Annotated in this window: 15 protein-coding genes and 1 riboswitch; of the genes, 4 read left to right on the forward strand and 11 right to left on the reverse strand. The window is 50.2% G+C overall.

The window, feature by feature from the left end:
- Window positions 1-167 precede the first annotated feature (167 nt).
- The gene (locus ACFQZT_RS01250) at window positions 168-566 is read right to left on the reverse strand and encodes a RidA family protein (protein WP_379295769.1); all 399 of its coding nucleotides are present in this window, start codon (window positions 564-566) and stop codon (window positions 168-170) included.
- A 26-nt stretch (window positions 567-592) separates the two neighbouring features.
- Complete coding sequence (dapA, locus tag ACFQZT_RS01255) at window positions 593-1,486, reverse strand: 4-hydroxy-tetrahydrodipicolinate synthase (RefSeq protein WP_379295771.1); 894 nt, start codon at window positions 1,484-1,486, stop codon at window positions 593-595.
- Window positions 1,487-1,602: 116 nt separating this feature from the next.
- On the opposite strand from dapA, the gene ACFQZT_RS01260 reads away from it, so the two are divergent.
- On the forward strand, window positions 1,603-2,487 hold the full coding sequence (locus ACFQZT_RS01260; RefSeq protein WP_379295773.1) for a LysR family transcriptional regulator: 885 nt from the start codon (window positions 1,603-1,605) through the stop codon (window positions 2,485-2,487).
- A 48-nt stretch (window positions 2,488-2,535) separates the two neighbouring features.
- Here ACFQZT_RS01260 and ACFQZT_RS01265 read toward each other — a convergent pair whose 3' ends face one another.
- From ACFQZT_RS01265 to ACFQZT_RS01305, 9 genes are all read right to left on the reverse strand, one after another.
- Window positions 2,536-2,745 carry a putative motility protein gene (locus tag ACFQZT_RS01265; RefSeq protein WP_379295775.1) on the reverse strand — a complete coding sequence of 70 codons (210 nt, stop codon included), beginning with the start codon at window positions 2,743-2,745 and terminating at the stop codon, window positions 2,536-2,538.
- Window positions 2,746-2,765: 20 nt separating this feature from the next.
- Window positions 2,766-2,852: riboswitch (cyclic di-GMP riboswitch) on the reverse strand.
- Between the two features lie 91 nt (window positions 2,853-2,943).
- Window positions 2,944-3,585 carry an orotate phosphoribosyltransferase gene (gene pyrE, locus ACFQZT_RS01270; protein ID WP_379295777.1) on the reverse strand — a complete coding sequence of 214 codons (642 nt, stop codon included), beginning with the start codon at window positions 3,583-3,585 and terminating at the stop codon, window positions 2,944-2,946.
- Window positions 3,586-3,820: 235 nt separating this feature from the next.
- Window positions 3,821-4,510, reverse strand: a complete 690-nt coding sequence (pyrF, locus tag ACFQZT_RS01275; RefSeq protein ID WP_379295779.1) for an orotidine-5'-phosphate decarboxylase — start codon at window positions 4,508-4,510, stop codon at window positions 3,821-3,823.
- Window positions 4,511-4,564: 54 nt separating this feature from the next.
- Complete coding sequence (carB, locus tag ACFQZT_RS01280; protein WP_379295781.1) at window positions 4,565-7,774, reverse strand: carbamoyl-phosphate synthase large subunit; 3,210 nt, start codon at window positions 7,772-7,774, stop codon at window positions 4,565-4,567.
- The gene (gene carA / locus ACFQZT_RS01285; RefSeq protein ID WP_379295784.1) at window positions 7,761-8,933 is read right to left on the reverse strand and encodes a glutamine-hydrolyzing carbamoyl-phosphate synthase small subunit; all 1,173 of its coding nucleotides are present in this window, start codon (window positions 8,931-8,933) and stop codon (window positions 7,761-7,763) included. Before carA ends, carB begins: the two co-directional genes overlap by 14 nt.
- 135 nt (window positions 8,934-9,068) lie before the next feature.
- Window positions 9,069-10,352, reverse strand: a complete 1,284-nt coding sequence (locus ACFQZT_RS01290; RefSeq protein WP_379295786.1) for a dihydroorotase — start codon at window positions 10,350-10,352, stop codon at window positions 9,069-9,071.
- Window positions 10,353-10,389: 37 nt separating this feature from the next.
- Window positions 10,390-11,292: an aspartate carbamoyltransferase catalytic subunit gene (locus tag ACFQZT_RS01295; RefSeq protein WP_379297880.1), complete on the reverse strand. Its 903-nt coding sequence runs from the start codon at window positions 11,290-11,292 to the stop codon at window positions 10,390-10,392.
- Window positions 11,293-11,294: 2 nt separating this feature from the next.
- Complete coding sequence (pyrR, locus tag ACFQZT_RS01300) at window positions 11,295-11,852, reverse strand: bifunctional pyr operon transcriptional regulator/uracil phosphoribosyltransferase PyrR (RefSeq protein ID WP_379295788.1); 558 nt, start codon at window positions 11,850-11,852, stop codon at window positions 11,295-11,297.
- Window positions 11,853-12,144: 292 nt separating this feature from the next.
- Entirely contained in the window at window positions 12,145-12,648 is a 504-nt protein-coding gene (locus ACFQZT_RS01305) for a MarR family winged helix-turn-helix transcriptional regulator (protein ID WP_379295790.1), read from the reverse strand.
- A 162-nt stretch (window positions 12,649-12,810) separates the two neighbouring features.
- Between ACFQZT_RS01305 and ACFQZT_RS01310 the strand changes: the two genes are divergently transcribed.
- The 3 genes from ACFQZT_RS01310 to ACFQZT_RS01320 all read left to right on the forward strand — a co-directional run bounded on the left by ACFQZT_RS01310 (window position 12,811) and on the right by ACFQZT_RS01320 (window position 18,117).
- Window positions 12,811-14,535: an ABC transporter ATP-binding protein gene (locus ACFQZT_RS01310; RefSeq protein ID WP_379295792.1), complete on the forward strand. Its 1,725-nt coding sequence runs from the start codon at window positions 12,811-12,813 to the stop codon at window positions 14,533-14,535.
- Complete coding sequence (locus ACFQZT_RS01315; protein ID WP_379295794.1) at window positions 14,532-16,424, forward strand: ABC transporter ATP-binding protein; 1,893 nt, start codon at window positions 14,532-14,534, stop codon at window positions 16,422-16,424. Before ACFQZT_RS01310 ends, ACFQZT_RS01315 begins: the two co-directional genes overlap by 4 nt.
- A gap of 160 nt (window positions 16,425-16,584) precedes the next feature.
- Window positions 16,585-18,117, forward strand: a complete 1,533-nt coding sequence (locus ACFQZT_RS01320) for an MDR family MFS transporter (protein ID WP_379295796.1) — start codon at window positions 16,585-16,587, stop codon at window positions 18,115-18,117.
- Window positions 18,118-18,153 lie beyond the last annotated feature (36 nt).

Here is an 18,153-nt window from a genome sequence, read left to right on the forward strand (position 1 = left end):
TCCTAAAATAGGAAATTATGTGATTGAAATTTTCATGTTAGGTTTGATGCATGCTTAATGTGAATAACATCGTTCCTGCTTCGCTCAGCGTCCCATATCGTCGAACTCATCAGCGACAATGAGAATCGCTTTTGAACCAATGATAAGCGTTATTTAATTCTTCGAATTTATTGGCGTCCTTCGTCTTCCACCACAGCCTCAACCTCAATCTCGACCAGAAGTTGCGGATCGATCAGCGCCTTCACCTCAACCATCGTCGCTACAGGCTGAACATCGCGGAAAAATTCGCCGTGCGCCTTCCCAATCTCCGTCCACTTCGAAATATCCGTGACGAACATGCGAGTTCGAACGACGTCGGACATCTGCGCTCCAAGCTCAAGCAGCGCTTGTTCAATCGTTTGCAAAATGTATAGTGCTTGTTCGTAGGGATTGTCAACGCCAACGACCTCTCCGTCCTTCATCGCCGTCGTCCCTGCCACTTCAATTCGATTTCCAACCCGAATGGCCCGACAATAACCGACGAGCGGTTCCCAAGGGGAGCCCGTAAATACTTTAGCTCTTTGCATCTTCTTCAATCCCCCATTTTTAATGATCATACCTGCCTATAAAAAGCCGCCAGTTTCTCCTGCAATCCTTCTGTGACTGGTAGAAGCGGCAATCGAAGCATGTTCGAGTCAATGACACCTTGCTGCTTAAGCACCCATTTCATCGCCGCCGGATTCGGCTCTTGAAACATCAGCCGGATCAGAGGAAGCAGTTCATCGAATTGCCGTTTGCCCTCATCTCGCTGACCTGCCGCAAAACTCCGGTAGAACTCAACAAACCGCCTCGTCTCTACATTAGCAGAAGCGCTCATCATCCCCTTTGCTCCTGCGGAGAGAGCTGCGAACAGCAGTGAATCTTCACCGCAAAGTACCGGCTTCGAGCCCAACCGGGTAAGCTCTGACACTAGTTGTGTATTGGGCGTACTGTCTTTCATTCCGATGACGCCATCCAGTTCAAGAATCATGCGCACAGTGTCCAGTTCCAGCGTAACGCCGGTGCGGTGCGGAACTTCATATAAAATTACCGGGACTCCGACACTGGCAACACGCTTGAAATGTTCAACAATTCCTTGCTGGCTCGGTTTATTATAGTAAGGTACTACAACAAGTACGGCATCGGCGCCTAATTTTCCTGCGGCTTCCGTTTTTTTCACCGTTGCACGCGTGTCATTCATACCTGTACCCACGATTAGCGGTGCGGTCGTGTTCGAGGCTTGCCGAGCCGCTAGAGCGGTAGCAAATAAGATGTCCAGTTCCTCCGATGTAATCGTCGGCGATTCTCCAGTAGTACCATTAATAACTAGACCGTCCACTTCGTCTTGAAACAATTGATAAGCCAGCTTGTAAAAGGAACCGGCATCCACCTCATACGCCTCATCAAAAGGTGTGATGATCGGCACATATACCCCTTGAAGGTCATTTTCTCTCAACAAATAAACCATCTCCCCTACCAGCCAAAATTTGTCCTTACTCACACTCTATCATGGAACTTATCATCACAGTTAGCTATAATAAATGATAACGGTCATCAAAAATATTGATAGTGCGAGGACACCAAATGGATCTTACGTATTTCCGAACGTTTCGGGAAGTCGCCAAGCGAAAAAGCTTTACCCGCGCAGCGGAAGAATTAGGTTATGCGCAATCCAGCGTCACGATGCAGATTCAAAAGCTGGAACGCGAATACGGCGTCCCTCTTTTCGAAAGATTTGGACGTCAGCTTCGGTTAACACATCCTGGAGAAAGCTTGTTGAAACTGGCCGTGCAAATGCTGGAGCTTTATGATCAGTCCAAAGAAATGATCGCCCATCAGGTTAGCGGCACGCTTACGATCGGTACGATAGATTCCCTCGCTGCGTACTACTTGCCGCCTTATTTACAACAGATCAGACAGCACTTTCCCAACCTCAATATCCAGCTTCTACCCGACAATGAATCCTCCTTATTAGCAAAGGTAAAAGAAGGCGATTACGACATCGGCCTATTACTCGACCGTTATCCGGCAGATTCTTTTCTTCACTGCATTCAAATCAGGGATGAGCCGCTGGTGTTCGTAGGCCCCAAAGATCACCCTCTGGTGCATGCAGCAGGCGTGCAGTTAAGTGACTTCCAGCATACGGAATTCATCGTCACGGAAGGCAGCTGCATCTATCGGAATATGTTTGAAAAATTGCTCAAAGACAACGCCGTTCCCTTTCGAATCGGTTTCGAACTTGGCAACTTGGAAACGATCAAACACTGCGTCATGACAGGACTTGGTATTGCTCTACTTCCCCGTATCGCCGTCGAAACAGAGCTGGAACTTGGCAAACTTGCAATTATTCCTTTTAGCCACCCGGCGCTGCGCTTCGATCTCCAACTCCTGCTACACCCCAAAAAGTGGATGTCACAACCGCTGCAATCATTCATCGCTATGCTGACAAACAGCGAAATCAGACAATAAAAAAGAAGCTCGCCTTTTCGAAAAGGTGGAGCTTCTTTTTCTCATTCGTTATATGCGGATGTCAAGATTTTTCCCTAAATGCGGTGCTGCCGATAACGCTGCCGCGTTCACTTGCTGCTGGGATTTGGTAAAATCCTGCATCAACGTGCTGGCCGCTGCTTCTTGCATGTCGCTCGCCTTGCTAAACAGCTGCAGTCCGACTGCTTGCTGCAAAGCATCGCCGCTGTTTATCGCGGATAATGCAGCATTTACATTCACGAGCACTCCTCCTCTCACCGTTCGGTAGCTGGCAAGCGTACGGCCGTAGCCGATTAGCCCCTGTAGCTTTGCGTCTGTCGCTTTCGCGTCATTTGCCTTTTCGCAGATGCTAGGCAGTACCTAAGCACTCTTTTAGTATAGGGATGACAGCCTATTTCGTCAATATTTGACACAGGCTATAGATCCATTTAACGCTGCTTACGCACCGAATTCAGATGGATTCGCTCTCCAAGAATGGAGGAGATCGAGATCCTCTTCCTTGATCTTGCCTTTTTCCAGAGCAACTTCAAGCAACTTGGAGTAGTTGGATAGCGTATGGAGCGGCATGTCCGCCGCTTCAAAAGCTTGTGTAGCCTTGTCAAGCTGATAGGAGAAAATCGCAAGTACGCCCAGAGCGACTGCCCCCGCTTCCTTCACGGCCAATGCCGCTTTCAAAGAAGATCCGCCAGTAGAGATCAGGTCTTCGATGACGATAACCTTTTGACCTGGCTTGACCGTCCCTTCGATCAGGTTCTCTTTGCCGTGACCTTTGGCTTTATCGCGAATGTAGATCATGGGTAGGCCTAGCTTCTGTGCAACCCAGGCTGCATGTGGAATCCCGGCTGTCGCTGTGCCAGCGACAACTTCCGCTTCCGGGAACTTTTCTTTGATTAAAGCAGCAAAGCCGTCGGCAATAGCCTCACGAATCGCCGGGTGCGACATCGTCAGTCGATTATCGCAGTAAATCGGCGATTTCAGACCGGATGTCCAAGTGAACGGTTGGTGCGGGCGTAGCGATACCGCCTCGATTTCTAGTAAAGATGCTGCGATGTGCTGTGCGATCGTTTCAAGCTGGCTCATGATTAATGACACCGTTCCTTCCTTGTTTTCAGCCTCTGGTTTACGTTGCGCCCATGAAATCAAGCGCTAAATTTACTCACACTCAAATCCTGAGTGCGAGATTAAACTGCAGGTTTCAGAAACGGACAAATTAGCGGCAGTTTTTTCCTGTAAAAGCGCATAAAAAGAGGGAAGGCCCCATTTAGAAGGAGAAATTCCTTCTAAATGGTATTTGGAAGCCTTCACCCGTGAAGTTTTATAAAATCGAATCGATGATCGATTCGATCGCCGCTCTCGGATCGGCTGCCCCAGTAATCGGGCGGCCGATCACGACGTAGTCCGTGCCCTGCGCGAACGCCTCAGCCGGCGTCATGACGCGCGACTGATCGCCCGCGTCGGCGCCCGCAGGGCGAATGCCCGGCGTAACGGTGACGAACGCGCCACCGCACGCCGCCTTGATCTGCGTCACCTCAAGCGGTGACGCGACAACCCCGTTGAGCCCCGCGGCATGCGCGAGCTGGGCGTAACGAATGACGGCCTGCTCGACCGATCCGGTCAGGCCGATCTCGTCGTTCAGCACCTGCTGGCTGGTGCTGGTAAGCTGCGTGACGCCGATGACGATCGGGCGTCTTGCTCCAGGGGCGAGCGCCTTGTCGACGCCCTCCATGGCCGATTCCATCATCTGCTTGCCTCCGGCAGCATGGACGTTGAACAAATCAACCCCAAGGCGAGTCACGCTCTCTGAGCCGCCTCGCACTGTGTTGGGGATGTCATGCATCTTGACATCCAGGAACACCTTGTAGCCGCGGTCCTTAAGGCTGGCTACAAAACCCGGACCTGCAGCATAAAACAGCTGCATGCCCACTTTCATATAGCAGGGAATGCCTTCGAGCTGCTTTAGCAGCTCTTCAGCTCCCCCTGCGTTCGCGTAATCCAGGGCGACCATAATGCGCCCTGCCACGTCCGTACGTGTTAGTGTACTCACGTTCGTCACCATCCCTTACGCGTAAACCGGCATCGCGCGGGAGGAGAAGTTGATCGATTCGAGCATGTTCACGAGCGCTCTCACCGTATCCAGCGATGTCATACAAACCACGCCGTTCTCAACCGCTTCACGGCGAATACGGAAGCCGTCGCGCTCAGGCGTTTTGCCCTTCGTCAGCGTGTTCACAACGAATTGCGCTTCGCCGCCGCGAATGAGATCCAGAATGTTCGGCGAACCTTCGCTCAGCTTATGCACCGTCGTTACAGGCAGGCCAGCTTCTTCGAGCGCCGTTGCCGTACCGCCGGTTGCGATAATTTTATAACCGAGACGATAGAAACCTTTCATAATCTCAATCGCTTCGTCCTTATCTTTGTCCGCAACCGTCACAACGACGGATCCGGCTGCAGGGATTTTCATACCCGCTCCGATTAAACCCTTGTACAGCGCTTTGGCAAAGTTTGTATCTCGGCCCATCACCTCGCCGGTCGACTTCATCTCAGGTCCGAGTGTCGTATCTACTCGGCGGAGCTTCGCAAAGGAGAACACAGGCACTTTAACCGATACATACTTATCTTCCGGCCACAGACCGCTTTGGTAGCCCATATCAGCCAGCTTTTGACCCATAATAACGCGGGTTGCTACATTCGCCATCGGGATGTTGGTTACTTTACTTAAGAACGGTACCGTTCTGGAAGAACGCGGGTTAACCTCAATGACATACACTTGATCGTTGTGGATAACGAACTGGATGTTGACCAGACCCACGACTTTCAGCTCTAGACCGATTTTTGTCGTAATGTCGATAATTTGTTGCTTGATCTCGTCGGAGATCGTTTGCGGCGGATAAACGGCGATCGAGTCACCGGAGTGAACCCCTGCGCGTTCCACGTGCTCCATGATGCCTGGGATGAGAACCGTTTCTTTATCGCAAATCGCGTCGACTTCAACCTCTTTACCAAGCATGTAGCGGTCGATAAGTACCGGATGCTCAGGGTTGATTTTCACCGCATATTCCATGTAGCTCAACAATTCTTCATCCGAGTAGACGATTTCCATCGCGCGGCCGCCAAGGACATAAGATGGACGAACGAGCACCGGATAGCCGAACTGTGCAGCCGTTCCTACCGCTTGGTCAACAGATGTTACTGTGCCGCCCGGCGGTTGAGCAATGCTCAGCTTGCGAAGCAGCGCTTCGAATTTCTTACGGTCTTCAGCAGTATCGATACTTTCGAGATCAGAACCAAGAATGCGCACGCCGGCTTTCGAAAGCGGAGCCGCCAGATTTATCGCCGTTTGACCGCCGAATTGTACGATAACGCCGATCGGTTTCTCGCGCTCGATGACGTTCATCACGTCTTCGAAGAACAATGGCTCGAAGTACAATCTGTCGGAAGTATTAAAGTCCGTCGAAACCGTCTCCGGGTTGTTATTGATAATAACCGCTTCGTAACCCGCAGCTTGGATCGCCCATACCGCGTGAACCGTGGAGTAGTCGAACTCGATCCCTTGACCGATACGGATCGGACCGGAGCCCAAAACGACGACTTTTTCTTTGTTAGTTTCCGTTACTTCGTCTTCTTGCTCATAGGTAGAGTAGTAGTATGGCGTCGATGCTTCAAACTCCGCTGCGCATGTATCTACCATTTTGTATACGGGCTTGATATTTTGCTGCAGGCGCAGATTGCGAATATCTGCTTCTTTCGTGTAAGTCGAACTTCCAGCCAATGCACGAATCTCAGCGATCGCGCGATCGGTGAAGCCTTTGCGTTTTGTTTCGAACAGCAGCTCCGGCGTTAAGTCGCTTGCCGCGATTTCTTTTTCGAATTTAATCAAGCCGTCAAGCTTGTTCAGGAACCACCAGTCGATCTTCGTGAGGCTTTGCAGCTGCTCCACGGTGTAGCCTCTACGATAAGCTTCTGCCAGTAAGAACAGTCGTTCATCGTCCGGTTTTTGCAAACGGAATTCGAGTGTTTCTTGATCAAGCAGATCCGTTTCTTTCAGGAAAAGACGGTGTACGCCGATTTCCAGAGAGCGAATCGCTTTGTGGATCGACTCTTCGAACGTACGGCCGATCGCCATCACTTCGCCGGTCGCTTTCATTTGCGTACCGAGCTTACGGTTGGCAGCCGTAAATTTATCGAACGGCCAGCGCGGAATTTTGGATACGATGTAGTCCAGCGTCGGCTCGAAGCAAGCGTAGGTTTGTCCCGTTACCGGGTTCACGAGTTCGTCAAGCGTGTAGCCAATCGCGATTTTCGCAGCCATTTTCGCAATCGGATAGCCCGTTGCTTTGGACGCGAGCGCCGAAGAGCGGCTGACGCGCGGATTCACTTCGATGACATAGTATTGGAAACTGTGCGGATCCAGCGCGAACTGTACGTTACAGCCGCCCTCGATGTTCAGCGCACGGATAATTTTCAGCGATGCGGAACGCAGCATTTGATACTCGCGGTCAGACAACGTTTGGCTCGGCGCCACTACGATACTGTCACCCGTGTGCACACCTACGGGATCGAAGTTTTCCATGTTACATACGACGATACAGTTGTCGTTCGCGTCGCGCATAACCTCGTACTCGACTTCTTTCATACCTGCGATGCTGCGCTCAACCAGACATTGTCCGATAGGGCTGTAGCGAATACCGGAAGCGACGATATCCGTCAGCTCTTCCATTGTGTTACAGATACCGCCGCCTGTTCCACCCAGGGTGTATGCAGGACGCACGATGATCGGGAAACCGATTTCCATAGCGAATTCCACAGCTTGCGCAACCGTAGTTACGATAACGCTATCCGGTACAGGCTGCTCTAATTCTCTCATCAAGTCGCGGAACAAGTCGCGGTCTTCCGCTTTTTCAATCGCCGTTAACTGCGTACCGAGCAGTTTGACGTTTTCGCTCTCCAGCACGCCGGCGCGCGCCAGCTCTACAGCCATGTTCAGACCGGTTTGACCGCCGAGTGTTGGCAATAAGCCGTCTGGACGCTCTTGGCGGATGATTTGCGTAACGAAGTCGAGCGTAATCGGCTCGATATATACTTTGTCGGCCATGTTCGTGTCGGTCATGATCGTAGCCGGGTTGCTGTTGATCAAAATGACTTCCATGCCTTCTTCTTTCAGCGCTTGGCAAGCTTGCGTTCCTGCATAGTCAAACTCCGCCGCTTGACCGATAACGATCGGGCCGGAGCCAATCACGAGAATCTTTTTGAGTGTATTATTTTTTGGCATACTGCAGTTCCTCCTTCACAGATGTCGACGCCGTCGTTGCTTTCCACTGAGCAAGCATTTGTGCTTGGCGCGGCTGCTGCGGGTTGTCTTGCTTAAACTTATTAATCATCGCGATAAAATCATCGAATAGGTAGCTGGAGTCAAAAGGACCCGGTGCCGCTTCCGGATGGTATTGAACCGAAAATGCAGGGTATTTCTTATGCTTCAAGCCTTCGATGGTGCGGTCGTTATTGTTAATGTGCGTTACTTCCAAGTCGGTTCCGGCAATGGAATCGTCCTTCACCGTGTAGCCATGGTTTTGCGATGTAATGTAGCAGCGACCGGAGATCAAATCTTTCACCGGATGGTTGCCGCCGCGGTGACCGAATTTCAATTTATCCGTATCCGCTCCGCAAGCGAGCGCGAACAGTTGGTGCCCAAGACAAATACCGAAGATCGGGAATTCGCCGAGCAGTTCTTGGATCATTTTCACAGCGTGAGGCACGTCTTTTGGATCCCCAGGGCCGTTGGACAACAAGATGCCGTCCGGAGCCAGTCTGCGGATTTGTTCGGCAGTTGCATCTTGAGGCACAACAACGACGTCGCAGTCACGTTTGCTGAGGTCGCGGATAATCCCGCTTTTCGCTCCGAAGTCAACAAGCACGACACGCTCTTTGTGTCCCGGTGCACCAAAAACGCTCTTTGTCGATACGCGAGCAACTTGATCTGTCATCAGCTTGGAGCTACCAAGCATTTCAGTCAATTCTGCGATCGATTTATTCGAAGTCGTAAGCAGGCCCTTCATAACGCCATGGTGGCGAATTTTACGAGTCAACATGCGGGTGTCGATGCCGCTGATACCGATGATGCCGTATTCTTTAAGCAGGCTGCCGAGCGTGTACTGCGCTCTCCAGTTGCTTGGGATTTCTTCATGCTCCCGAACCACAAATCCGTGAATGAAAGGGCGTACGGACTCGAAGTCGTCGCGAATCACCCCGTAGTTCCCGATCAGCGGGTATGTCATCGTTACGATTTGTCCGCAATAAGAAGGGTCGGAAAGCACCTCCTGATAACCTGTAATCCCTGTATTGAATACAACCTCGCCGACGGAGTCACCCTCACTACCGAACGATTTTCCTGTAAAAAGAGTGCCGTCTTCCAGCAACAATCTTGCCTGCATGTTCTTTCAACTCCTTCGCTATTGTCAAACGGTTCGTACTTGAACCGAGATGTCATGCACCTGTCATGCATAAAAAAAGATCTTTCTGTATAAATATACACGAATTTTCATTCGCCGTATAGAGGTTATAGCTTGTTAGGACCAAACGATTTTACCTGATGCGATTGTCACGACTGGCCAGCCTTGCAGCTTCCATCCGATAAACGGTGTATTTTTACTGCGGGATACGATTTCTTCTTTTAATACTTCATGCTCATTATCCAAGTCGACGATGGTGATGTCTGCTGCACTGCCTACATTCAATGTTCCGTATGGAAGTCCGAATACGTCAGCAGGTTTGGCTGTCATTCGATCGATCAGGAAGCCCAGCGTCCACTTTCCGGTAAGTACGAATTTTGTATACAGCAGCGGGAATGCCGTCTCAAAACCGAGAATGCCGAATGGCGCGAGCTGCATGCCCCGTTCTTTTTCTTCCTCGCTGTGCGGTGCATGGTCCGTAACGATAATGTCGATCGTGCCGTCCTCCAAGCCTTCGATCACAGCCTGTACATCGCGCGGCGAGCGCAGCGGCGGGTTCATTTTCCAGTTGGCGTCCAGCCCTGGAATATCCTCGTCCGAGAGCACGAGGTGATGCGGACATACCTCAGCGGTTACTTTGATGCCGAACTGCTTCGCATGCCGGATCAAACGGACCGATTGCTCGGTGCTTACGTGGCACACGTGGTAGTGAACACCGGTCGCTTCCGCCAGCAGCACGTCACGGCCTACATGAATCGCCTCAGATTCGTTCGGGATTCCCTTGAGTCCGTGTTTCTTCGCGAACTCGCCTTCGCTCACCGGCGCGCCTTCAACGAGCGTGTTATCCTCGCAGTGCGCGATGATTGGCATACCGAGCGAAGCGGCTAATGCCATCGCATCTTTCATCATTTGCGCGCTTTGCACGCCGACGCCGTCATCGGTGTAACCGATTACGCCCGCTTCCTTCAGCGCGGTGAAATCCGTCAACTCGCGGCCCAGCTCGTTTTTCGTGATGCAGCCGTACGGAATCACGCGAACGACGCCTTCAGTCTCGGCCTTATCTTTTATGTAGTTGACCGTATCCACCGTATCAATGACCGGTCTTGTATTCGGCATACAAGCGATTGTGGTGAAGCCGCCTCTTGCCGCCGATCGTGTACCAGTCGCTATATTTTCTTTATGTTCAAATCCCGGCTCGCGAAGGTGAACGTGCATATCGATGAAACCCGGTGCAACCAGTTTGCCGGCTGCGTCGATCACTTCGTGCCCATCCGTGTTCGGCGCTGTGCCTTCCCCAGCTTCCACTACTTGCGCGATTTTATCGTTTTCTATAAAAATGTGCTTTTTCGTTTGTACATTGTTTGCATCTACCGTTAATCCGTTCAATATCCAAATACCCATGGTTAATTGTGCCTCCCTATATTCGCTTGGGGAATTATTATGATAAAGCTCTCTCGATGACCGCCATGCGGATCGGTACACCATGAGCGATTTGCGTAAAGATTTTTGATTTCTCGTGTTCAACCAGTTCATCGTCCAGCTCGACGTTGCGATTGACCGGAGCCGGGTGCATGATGATTGCGTGCGGTGCCATACGGCTTGCGCGTTCTACCGTTAACCCGTATTGTTCGCGGTATTCCTCAGCTGAGCGGATAATCCCTTTGTCATGACGTTCAAGCTGTACACGCAGCATCATGACTACGTCGGCCTTGAGCGCATCTTCGAAAGAGACATAAGGGGCGAATGCGGCTAGCTCAGGAGCTTGCATGTTATCAGGTGCGCAGAACTGCACTTTCGCTCCCAGCGCGTGCAATCCCCATAGATTCGAGCGTGCTACGCGGCTGTGTAAGATGTCGCCAATGATGGAGACCGACAGCCCTTTGATTTCGCCGAACTGCTTGCGCATCGTATAGAAGTCGAGCAGCGCTTGGGTCGGATGTTCGTTGTTGCCATCTCCCGCGTTGATAAGCGGAACTTTGATTTTCTCAGCCAACTCGGCAAGCACGCCCACCGGCTTCAGCCGGATAACTCCTGCATCGATGCCCATCGATTCCAATGTTCGCACCGTATCGTAGATGGACTCACCTTTTTGCACGCTGGACTCGGCAGCGGAGAAATTGAGTACATCGGCGCCCAGCCGCTTTTGCGCCAGTTCAAAAGAGAATCGGGTTCTTGTACTATTTTCAAAGAAAAGGTTGGAAACGAATTTGCCTTGCAGCTGGTTTGTCACCTTCACAGGATATTGTTCCCAAAATGCGGCACGATCCAGGATACTTGTGATTTCCCCCGCGCTAAGTCCTTTCAATCCCAGAAAATGTTTGGTTGTTTGTACGCCCACCATGCTCACTCCTGTTTCCCCCTCTGTTGAAGTATGATCACTTGGTCTTTGTCGTCAATCTCGGTTAGCAGCACTTCAATGTTTTCGCTCTTGGAGGTAGGTACGTTCTTGCCTACATAGTCGGGGCGAATCGGCAGTTCGCGATGCCCCCTGTCAACCAGCACAGCCAATTGAATCATTTGCGGTCTGCCCAAATCAATCAAAGCGTCCATTGCTGCTCTAACGGTGCGTCCTGTATAGAGCACATCGTCGAAAAGGATGACTTTCCTGTCTTGGATTTGCAGTTTCCCGCCTTCCTGCACGTTTTCTACCGATTTCACCTTGACCCGGTCGTCACGATAAGAAGTGATGTCGATTTCCCCTACCGGTACCGGCACGCCTTCGATTTCAAGAATCCGCTCTGCCACGCGAGTGGCCAAGTAGATCCCCCGTGTGCGAATTCCGATCAAGGTGCAGTTCTCTACTCCTTTATTCTTTTCCAGGATCTCATGGGCAATCCGCGTCAGTGCTCTGCGAATGCCCATTTCATCCATAATGCTGTGTTCCGCTGTTTCGGTCATCATTATCACTCCTAAGCGTTTTGCTTTAGCAAAACTTGCATCGTAAGCATGAGCCACTACGTGAAACCAAAAAACTCCTTGCCATGTTTTGGCAAGGAGTTGAACGTGCGTAAAGACACAAAGCGGGTCATCAGGATGCGCACATCCTCATGCTTGTTCATACACCGAACACGCGATTCGGTCTATTCCCGTCTTTTTCATCGACTACCTTGCCAGCCTCTCTGGACTGTTTTTAAAGGTACATATTCAATTAAAAGGATTATCCCATTTTCGACACGATAAGTCAATATGTTATTCACTCAACCTTTGACTTTCTGCTCTGATCATCAAACAAGCACAATTGCTTATAATCACCTATACGGGAAAGAATATCAAGCAATTGGATACGCATTTCCACAGACAGGGGTTCCATCATTTTCTCCGTAACTTGTTTGGAGACTTCGCCCGCTTTTTGCAAAATTGCCGGAGCCTTCTCTGTCAATTGCAAAAGCGTCGCGCGTCGATCCGTCGGATCCGGGAGGCGAACGATAAGATCTTCTTTCTCGAGGGCATCTACAAACTGAGTAACAGTGATCGCTCTAATGCCCATTTTTGCAGCCAAGTCATTCATTCGTATGGGACCGAATTCTGACACGGCACCTAGCATACGCAGTCTTGGTCCACTCAAATAAGAAGGTACGCCAAGCTCTGATGAGCCCTCTTCAAATCCTTGGCGAATATAATGTGCGGTCCGGATGATGGCATGAACAACTTCACCGGCAGTAGGAGCTTTTTCCCCGGGAGGGATTTGCGGATCCATCTATAAGTTCCCCCTTGACGTTTGAAAAGTGATTAAGTAAACTGGAAGAAGTAAACTAAGGTTACTTACTATAAGTTTGCTTCATAATCATATTACCCTAATTTTCATTATTATGCAAAGCATCATTTTTGTAAGATTTCAAACCACAATGAGGAGGAAATCATGTTAAAACTGTTCCGGTTTTTAAAACCGTACCGTTCGAGCGTCATTGCAGTCGTTGTCTTTATGCTATTGCAATCTCTTGCTCAACTGTACCTGCCTACCCTGCTTGCTGACATTGTCGATTTCGGTGTTGTAAATGGAGACGTACCTTACATCATCAAATACGGAGCCTACATGCTCTGTGTTGCATTAGGCGCAACGGTTTGTGTTGCGATTGCCAGCTACTTGCTCGCCCGATCTGCAACAGGATTCGGCCGAGATTTGCGCAGAGCCGTCTTTACTCACGTAGAAAGTTTTTCTTTAGGCGAATTTGATAAACTCGGCACTTCTTCGCTCATTACGAGAACAACGAACGACATCGCGCAAGTTCAACAGGTCGTCGTGATGATGCGCATGTTTATCGGGGCGCCGACCATGCTTGTCGGAGGGGTTATTATGGCGATCTATAAAGACGCCCATCTCGCGCTCGTTTTGATCGCGATCATCCCTATTCTAGCTATCGCCATCTTTGCCATTATGCGCAAAGGCATTCCCCTTTTTAAAGCGCTGCAAGTAAAAATCGACCAAATCAACCTGGTCCTCCGAGAAAATTTGATCGGGATCCGAGTCATTCGAGCTTTTAACCGCTCTGAACATGAAAAGCGCAAATTCGAAAAAGCGAGCCTAGATTATACGCAAACCGCAATTAAGGTCAATCTCCTTATGTCTACCATGATGCCTCTAATGATGCTGGTGTTTAATCTCGGTGTCGTCGTGATTCTCTGGTACGGGGGTATCCGTATCGATAACAACCAAATGCAAATCGGCGATCTGATGGCTTTTATTCAGTATGCCATGCAGATCATGTTCTCGATGTTTTTGATGACGATGATCTTCGTCATGATTCCTCGGGCCTCCGCTTCAGCTGTACGCATTAATGAAGTGATGAATACCGAAACGAACATTCGTAACCCAGAGAATGCCAAACCGTTACGAAACGGTCAGGGCGCCGTAGAATTTGAACACGTCTCCTTCAGTTACCCGGGTGCCGAGCAGCCTGCTATTCGGGATATTTCTTTCCGTGCAGAGCCGGGCGAAGTGACCGCGATCATCGGCGGAACCGGTTCAGGCAAAACAACGCTGCTTAATCTCCTGCTCCGCTTCTATGATGTAGAAAACGGACGCATCGAGGTTGGCGGTGAATCGCTACAGTCACTGGACCTGGACGGTTTGCGGGAAAAGATCGGCTATGTTCCGCAAAAAGCCGTGCTTTTCTCAGGCACCGTTGCAGACAATATCCGCTACGGTCGTGAAGAAGCCACCGATGCCGAGATTCAGCATGCGGCGAGAATCGCTCAGGCTGCCGATTTCATCTCAGAGATGAAGGATGGCTTTCAATCCGTAATTGCCCAGGGGGGCACAAATTTATCAGGCGGTCAAAAGCAGCGGCTCTCCATTGCCCGCGCGCTTGCCCGCAAACCGAATATCTATGTGTTCGACGACAGCTTCTCTGCGCTCGATTTCAAAACGGATGCCAAGCTGCGGGCCGCTCTCAAAGCTGAAACCAAGGATGCGACGACGATAATCGTCGCGCAGCGCGTTAGTACGATCATGGACGCAGATCGAATCCTTGTCCTGGAAGACGGACGTATGGCCGGCACTGGGACTCACGCAGAACTGATGAAAACTTGCAAAGTCTATCAAGAAATCGTCGCTTCCCAGCTATCAGAGGAGGAAATCGCATGAGTGAGAAACCAAGAGATGGACGGCCCGCCACTGGCATGAACCCTGCTCATTTTGGCCGCGGTGGCATGGGTGCCATGGGGATGCCCGTCCAAAAGGCTAAAAACTTTAAAGCCACTTTAAAACGTCTATTTCGTTTCATGCTGCCCTTTCGAATCTCATTAACCTTAGTCTTTGTAACGGCGATTCTGAGCACCGTGTTCAGCATCGTGGCACCAAAGCTCATGGGTAACGCCACAACGAAACTGTTTGAAGGATCTATCGCAAAGTTTAAAGGCGTTGCCGGCGCCAAAATCGATTTTGACGCGATTTTCCAAATCGTGATCATCCTGGCTGCGCTCTACATTCTTAGCTCTATTTTGACCTATATTCAGCAATGGATTATGGTCGGCGTTACGCAAAAGATCGTATATAACCTGCGTGAGCAGATCAGTGAAAAACTAACGCGCGTCCCGCTTTCATTCTTCGATTCGCGAAGCCACGGCGACACGATGAGCCGGGCAACGAACGACGTGGACACAATCAGCTCGACGATGCAGCAAAGTTTAACCCAGCTCATTACATCACTCGTTACTTTACTCGGCATCATTATTATGATGCTGACAATAAGCCCGCTGCTAACGCTGGCAACCATTATTACATTGCCGCTCAGCATTTTAGGGACCAAAATGATTGCGTCCCGCTCGCAAAAATATTTTAAAGGACAACAACAAACGCTTGGCGCTCTTAATGGCCATGTTGAAGAAATGTATACGGGGCATACCATCGTCAAAGCATTCGGTCACGAAAGAAAGTCAGTTGAACGTTTTAATGAGATCAACGAAAAGCTGTACCATTCCGGCTGGAAGGCGCAATTTATTTCCGGATTGATATTCCCGTTGATGACGTTTATCAGCAATATCGGGTATGTGCTGGTCAGCGTCATCGGCGGCATCATGGTAACGGGCGGCTCCATTAAAATCGGAGATGTTCAAGCTTTCATTCAATATTCCGGCCAGTTCGGAATGCCGATTACTCAGGTAGCGAACATCGCCAATGTCATCCAATCAACGATCGCCGCAGCTGAACGGATTTTCGAGTTGCTGGATGAACCGGAAGAAGTTCAAGATATCGCGGATTCAAAGCCAATCGGGCAAGTTAGGGGTAATGTCAAATTTGAGCATGTAGCCTTCTCCTATAAAGAAGATGCTCTTCTGATCCAAGATATGAACATTGACGTTCAGCCTGGACAGACGGTAGCAATTGTCGGACCTACCGGCGCGGGCAAAACGACCATCGTGAATCTTCTCATGCGGTTCTATGAGCTCAAAGGCGGTAGCATTATCATTGATGGTGTAGATTCACGGCAAATGACACGCAGCGATCTTCGCGCGGTGTTCGGTATGGTGCTTCAAGATACCTGGCTCTTCAACGGTACAATTCGCGATAATATCGCGTATGGGCGCGAAGGCGCAACCGAAACCGAAATCATCCGAGCCGCGAAGGCTGCTTATGCGGATCACTTCATCCGCACCCTGCCCGACGGATACGATACCATCCTCAATGAGGAGGCCTCGAACCTGTCTCACGGTCAAAAGCAGCTTTTAACCATCGCTCGTGCGGTGTTGGCCGATCCTGCCATTCTGATCCTTGATGAAGCGACAAGCAGCGTTGATACGAGAACCGAAGTATCGATCCAGCGAGCTATGAGCAATCTGATGAAAGGGCGCACCAGTTTCGTTATCGCGCACCGCCTTTCCACGATTCGCGATGCAGATCTGATTCTCGTGATGAATCATGGAGCTGTTATTGAGCAAGGTACGCACGAACAACTTCTGGAGAAGAACGGTTTCTACGCAGATCTTTATAATAGTCAATTCGTGCAAGCATCCATAGCGCAAGATGTAAGTTAATTGGAAATGTGGGGCGGTTCAACTCAAATCGGAGTTGGGCTGCTCTTTTTTTCATCCGATAGTCCACAGCAATTTACATCCGAAGACCGAAGAGCAGCTGCGTTCCGCCATGTAGAATAAATGTCATGAAATCATTTACTTAAAGGAGTGATGAACCAAAATGACACAACCGCAAGGCAAACTGGGCTATATTATTGCAGGACTACTGCTCTCCATTCTCGTGTCTTCCATGGACAACACGATAGTTGCTACTGCTATGGGAACGATTGTCGCAAAGCTGGGAGGCTTCGACAAGTTTATTTGGGTAACCTCATCTTACATGGTAGCTGAAATGGCCGGCATGCCGATTTTCGGCAAACTGTCCGATATGTACGGCAGGAAACGGTTTTTCATTTTCGGCATGGTCGTCTTCCTGCTCGGTTCGATCTTGTGCGGCACTGCGCAGAGCATCGTGCAGTTGAGCATTTATCGTGCGATTCAAGGGATAGGCGGAGGCGCCTTGATTCCCATCGCTTTCACTATTATCTTCGATACGATCCCTGCGGAAAATCGCGGCAAAATGACGGGGCTGTTCGGAGCGACATTCGGATTGTCCAGTATTTTCGGACCCTTGCTAGGTTCCTATATTACGGATTACATCGAATGGCGATGGATATTCTACATTAATCTCCCGATCGGTATCCTTTCGCTCATCTTCATTGCCATTCATTACAAAGAATCGCCTGTCCATGCTAAGCAGAAAATCGACTGGGTCGGCGCAATTACGCTGGTCGGGGCTGTTGTCTGCCTCATGTTCGGATTGGAGCTCGGCGGCAATAAATATGCCTGGGACTCCGCGCCCATACTCAGCTTATTTGGCGGCTTCCTTGCTTTACTGATTATTTTTCTTTGGACAGAGACAAGAGCTGAAGAACCCATCATTTCCTTCTCCATGTTCCGTGAGCGGCTTTTTGGCGGCAGTACGTTGATAGGTTTATGTTATGGGATTGCATTTATCGTTTCGACGGTGTATATCCCGATCTATGTGCAGGGTGTAATCGGGGGAAGCGCGACAAATTCGGGCCTTATTTTACTTCCCATGATGCTCGGCGTCGTGGTATCCAGCCAGGTTGGCGCTATACTTTCTTCGAAAATCGGCTATCGCAATGTCATGCTTATCTTTGGCCTCATTTTCCTGACCGGCATCGTATTGCTTGGCACATTGACGACCACGACCCCTCGATGGCTGGTTACCATCTATATGGTGCTTGCAGGTCTCGGCACCGGCGCCTCGTTCTCTGTGCTCAGCATGGCGGCCATTCACAATCTCAGCCCTATGCAAAGAGGCTCCGCTAACTCGACGATCTCATTCGTCAGGGAGCTTGGCATGACGATCGGCATCACCGTGTACGGCATGATCCAGCGCAACAATTTTACCCACAAAATGGCGGATACCCTCGGAGGAACCGATCAACTCCCCGCCGGAGGATCCAATGACCCTCGAGCGTTGCTTGCTCCGGATACCAGAGCCCAGATTCCAACGCCAGTCTTGGATAAAATCACTGCAATTCTCTCCAGTTCAATCACTCACGCCTTTACTTGGGCGCTTGTACCTACCGGACTTCTGCTCGTTTTCATCTTCATGTTAACCAATGATAAGCTTGGAGAAGCTAAGGGAAATACGAAACAACAGGCCGCAGAATCGTACAGCTAGGCACGTTATGCAGGGACTGACTAATGAGTTTTGTTG

Source organism: Paenibacillus sp. GCM10027628 (assembly GCF_042676385.1).
In the GTDB taxonomy this organism is placed as follows: Bacteria; Bacillota; Bacilli; order Paenibacillales; family NBRC-103111; genus Paenibacillus_E.

Bases quoted from the DNA above. Each gene is read 5' to 3' on its own strand.
- ACFQZT_RS01250 (WP_379295769.1), bottom strand. From the start codon at position 566: ATGCAAAGAGCTAAAGTATTTACGGGCTCCCCTTGGGAACCGCTCGTC.
- dapA (WP_379295771.1), bottom strand. From the start codon at position 1,486: ATGGTTTATTTGTTGAGAGAAAATGACCTTCAAGGGGTATATGTGCCG.
- ACFQZT_RS01260 (WP_379295773.1), top strand. From the start codon at position 1,603: ATGGATCTTACGTATTTCCGAACGTTTCGGGAAGTCGCCAAGCGAAAA.
- pyrE (WP_379295777.1), bottom strand. From the start codon at position 3,585: ATGAGCCAGCTTGAAACGATCGCACAGCACATCGCAGCATCTTTACTA.
- pyrF (WP_379295779.1), bottom strand. From the start codon at position 4,510: ATGGTCGCCCTGGATTACGCGAACGCAGGGGGAGCTGAAGAGCTGCTA.
- carB (WP_379295781.1), bottom strand. From the start codon at position 7,774: ATGCCAAAAAATAATACACTCAAAAAGATTCTCGTGATTGGCTCCGGC.
- carA (WP_379295784.1), bottom strand. From the start codon at position 8,933: ATGCAGGCAAGATTGTTGCTGGAAGACGGCACTCTTTTTACAGGAAAA.
- ACFQZT_RS01290 (WP_379295786.1), bottom strand. From the start codon at position 10,352: ATGGGTATTTGGATATTGAACGGATTAACGGTAGATGCAAACAATGTA.
- ACFQZT_RS01295 (WP_379297880.1), bottom strand. From the start codon at position 11,292: ATGGTGGGCGTACAAACAACCAAACATTTTCTGGGATTGAAAGGACTT.
- pyrR (WP_379295788.1), bottom strand. From the start codon at position 11,852: ATGATGACCGAAACAGCGGAACACAGCATTATGGATGAAATGGGCATT.
- ACFQZT_RS01305 (WP_379295790.1), bottom strand. From the start codon at position 12,648: ATGGATCCGCAAATCCCTCCCGGGGAAAAAGCTCCTACTGCCGGTGAA.
- ACFQZT_RS01310 (WP_379295792.1), top strand. From the start codon at position 12,811: ATGTTAAAACTGTTCCGGTTTTTAAAACCGTACCGTTCGAGCGTCATT.
- ACFQZT_RS01315 (WP_379295794.1), top strand. From the start codon at position 14,532: ATGAGTGAGAAACCAAGAGATGGACGGCCCGCCACTGGCATGAACCCT.
- ACFQZT_RS01320 (WP_379295796.1), top strand. From the start codon at position 16,585: ATGACACAACCGCAAGGCAAACTGGGCTATATTATTGCAGGACTACTG.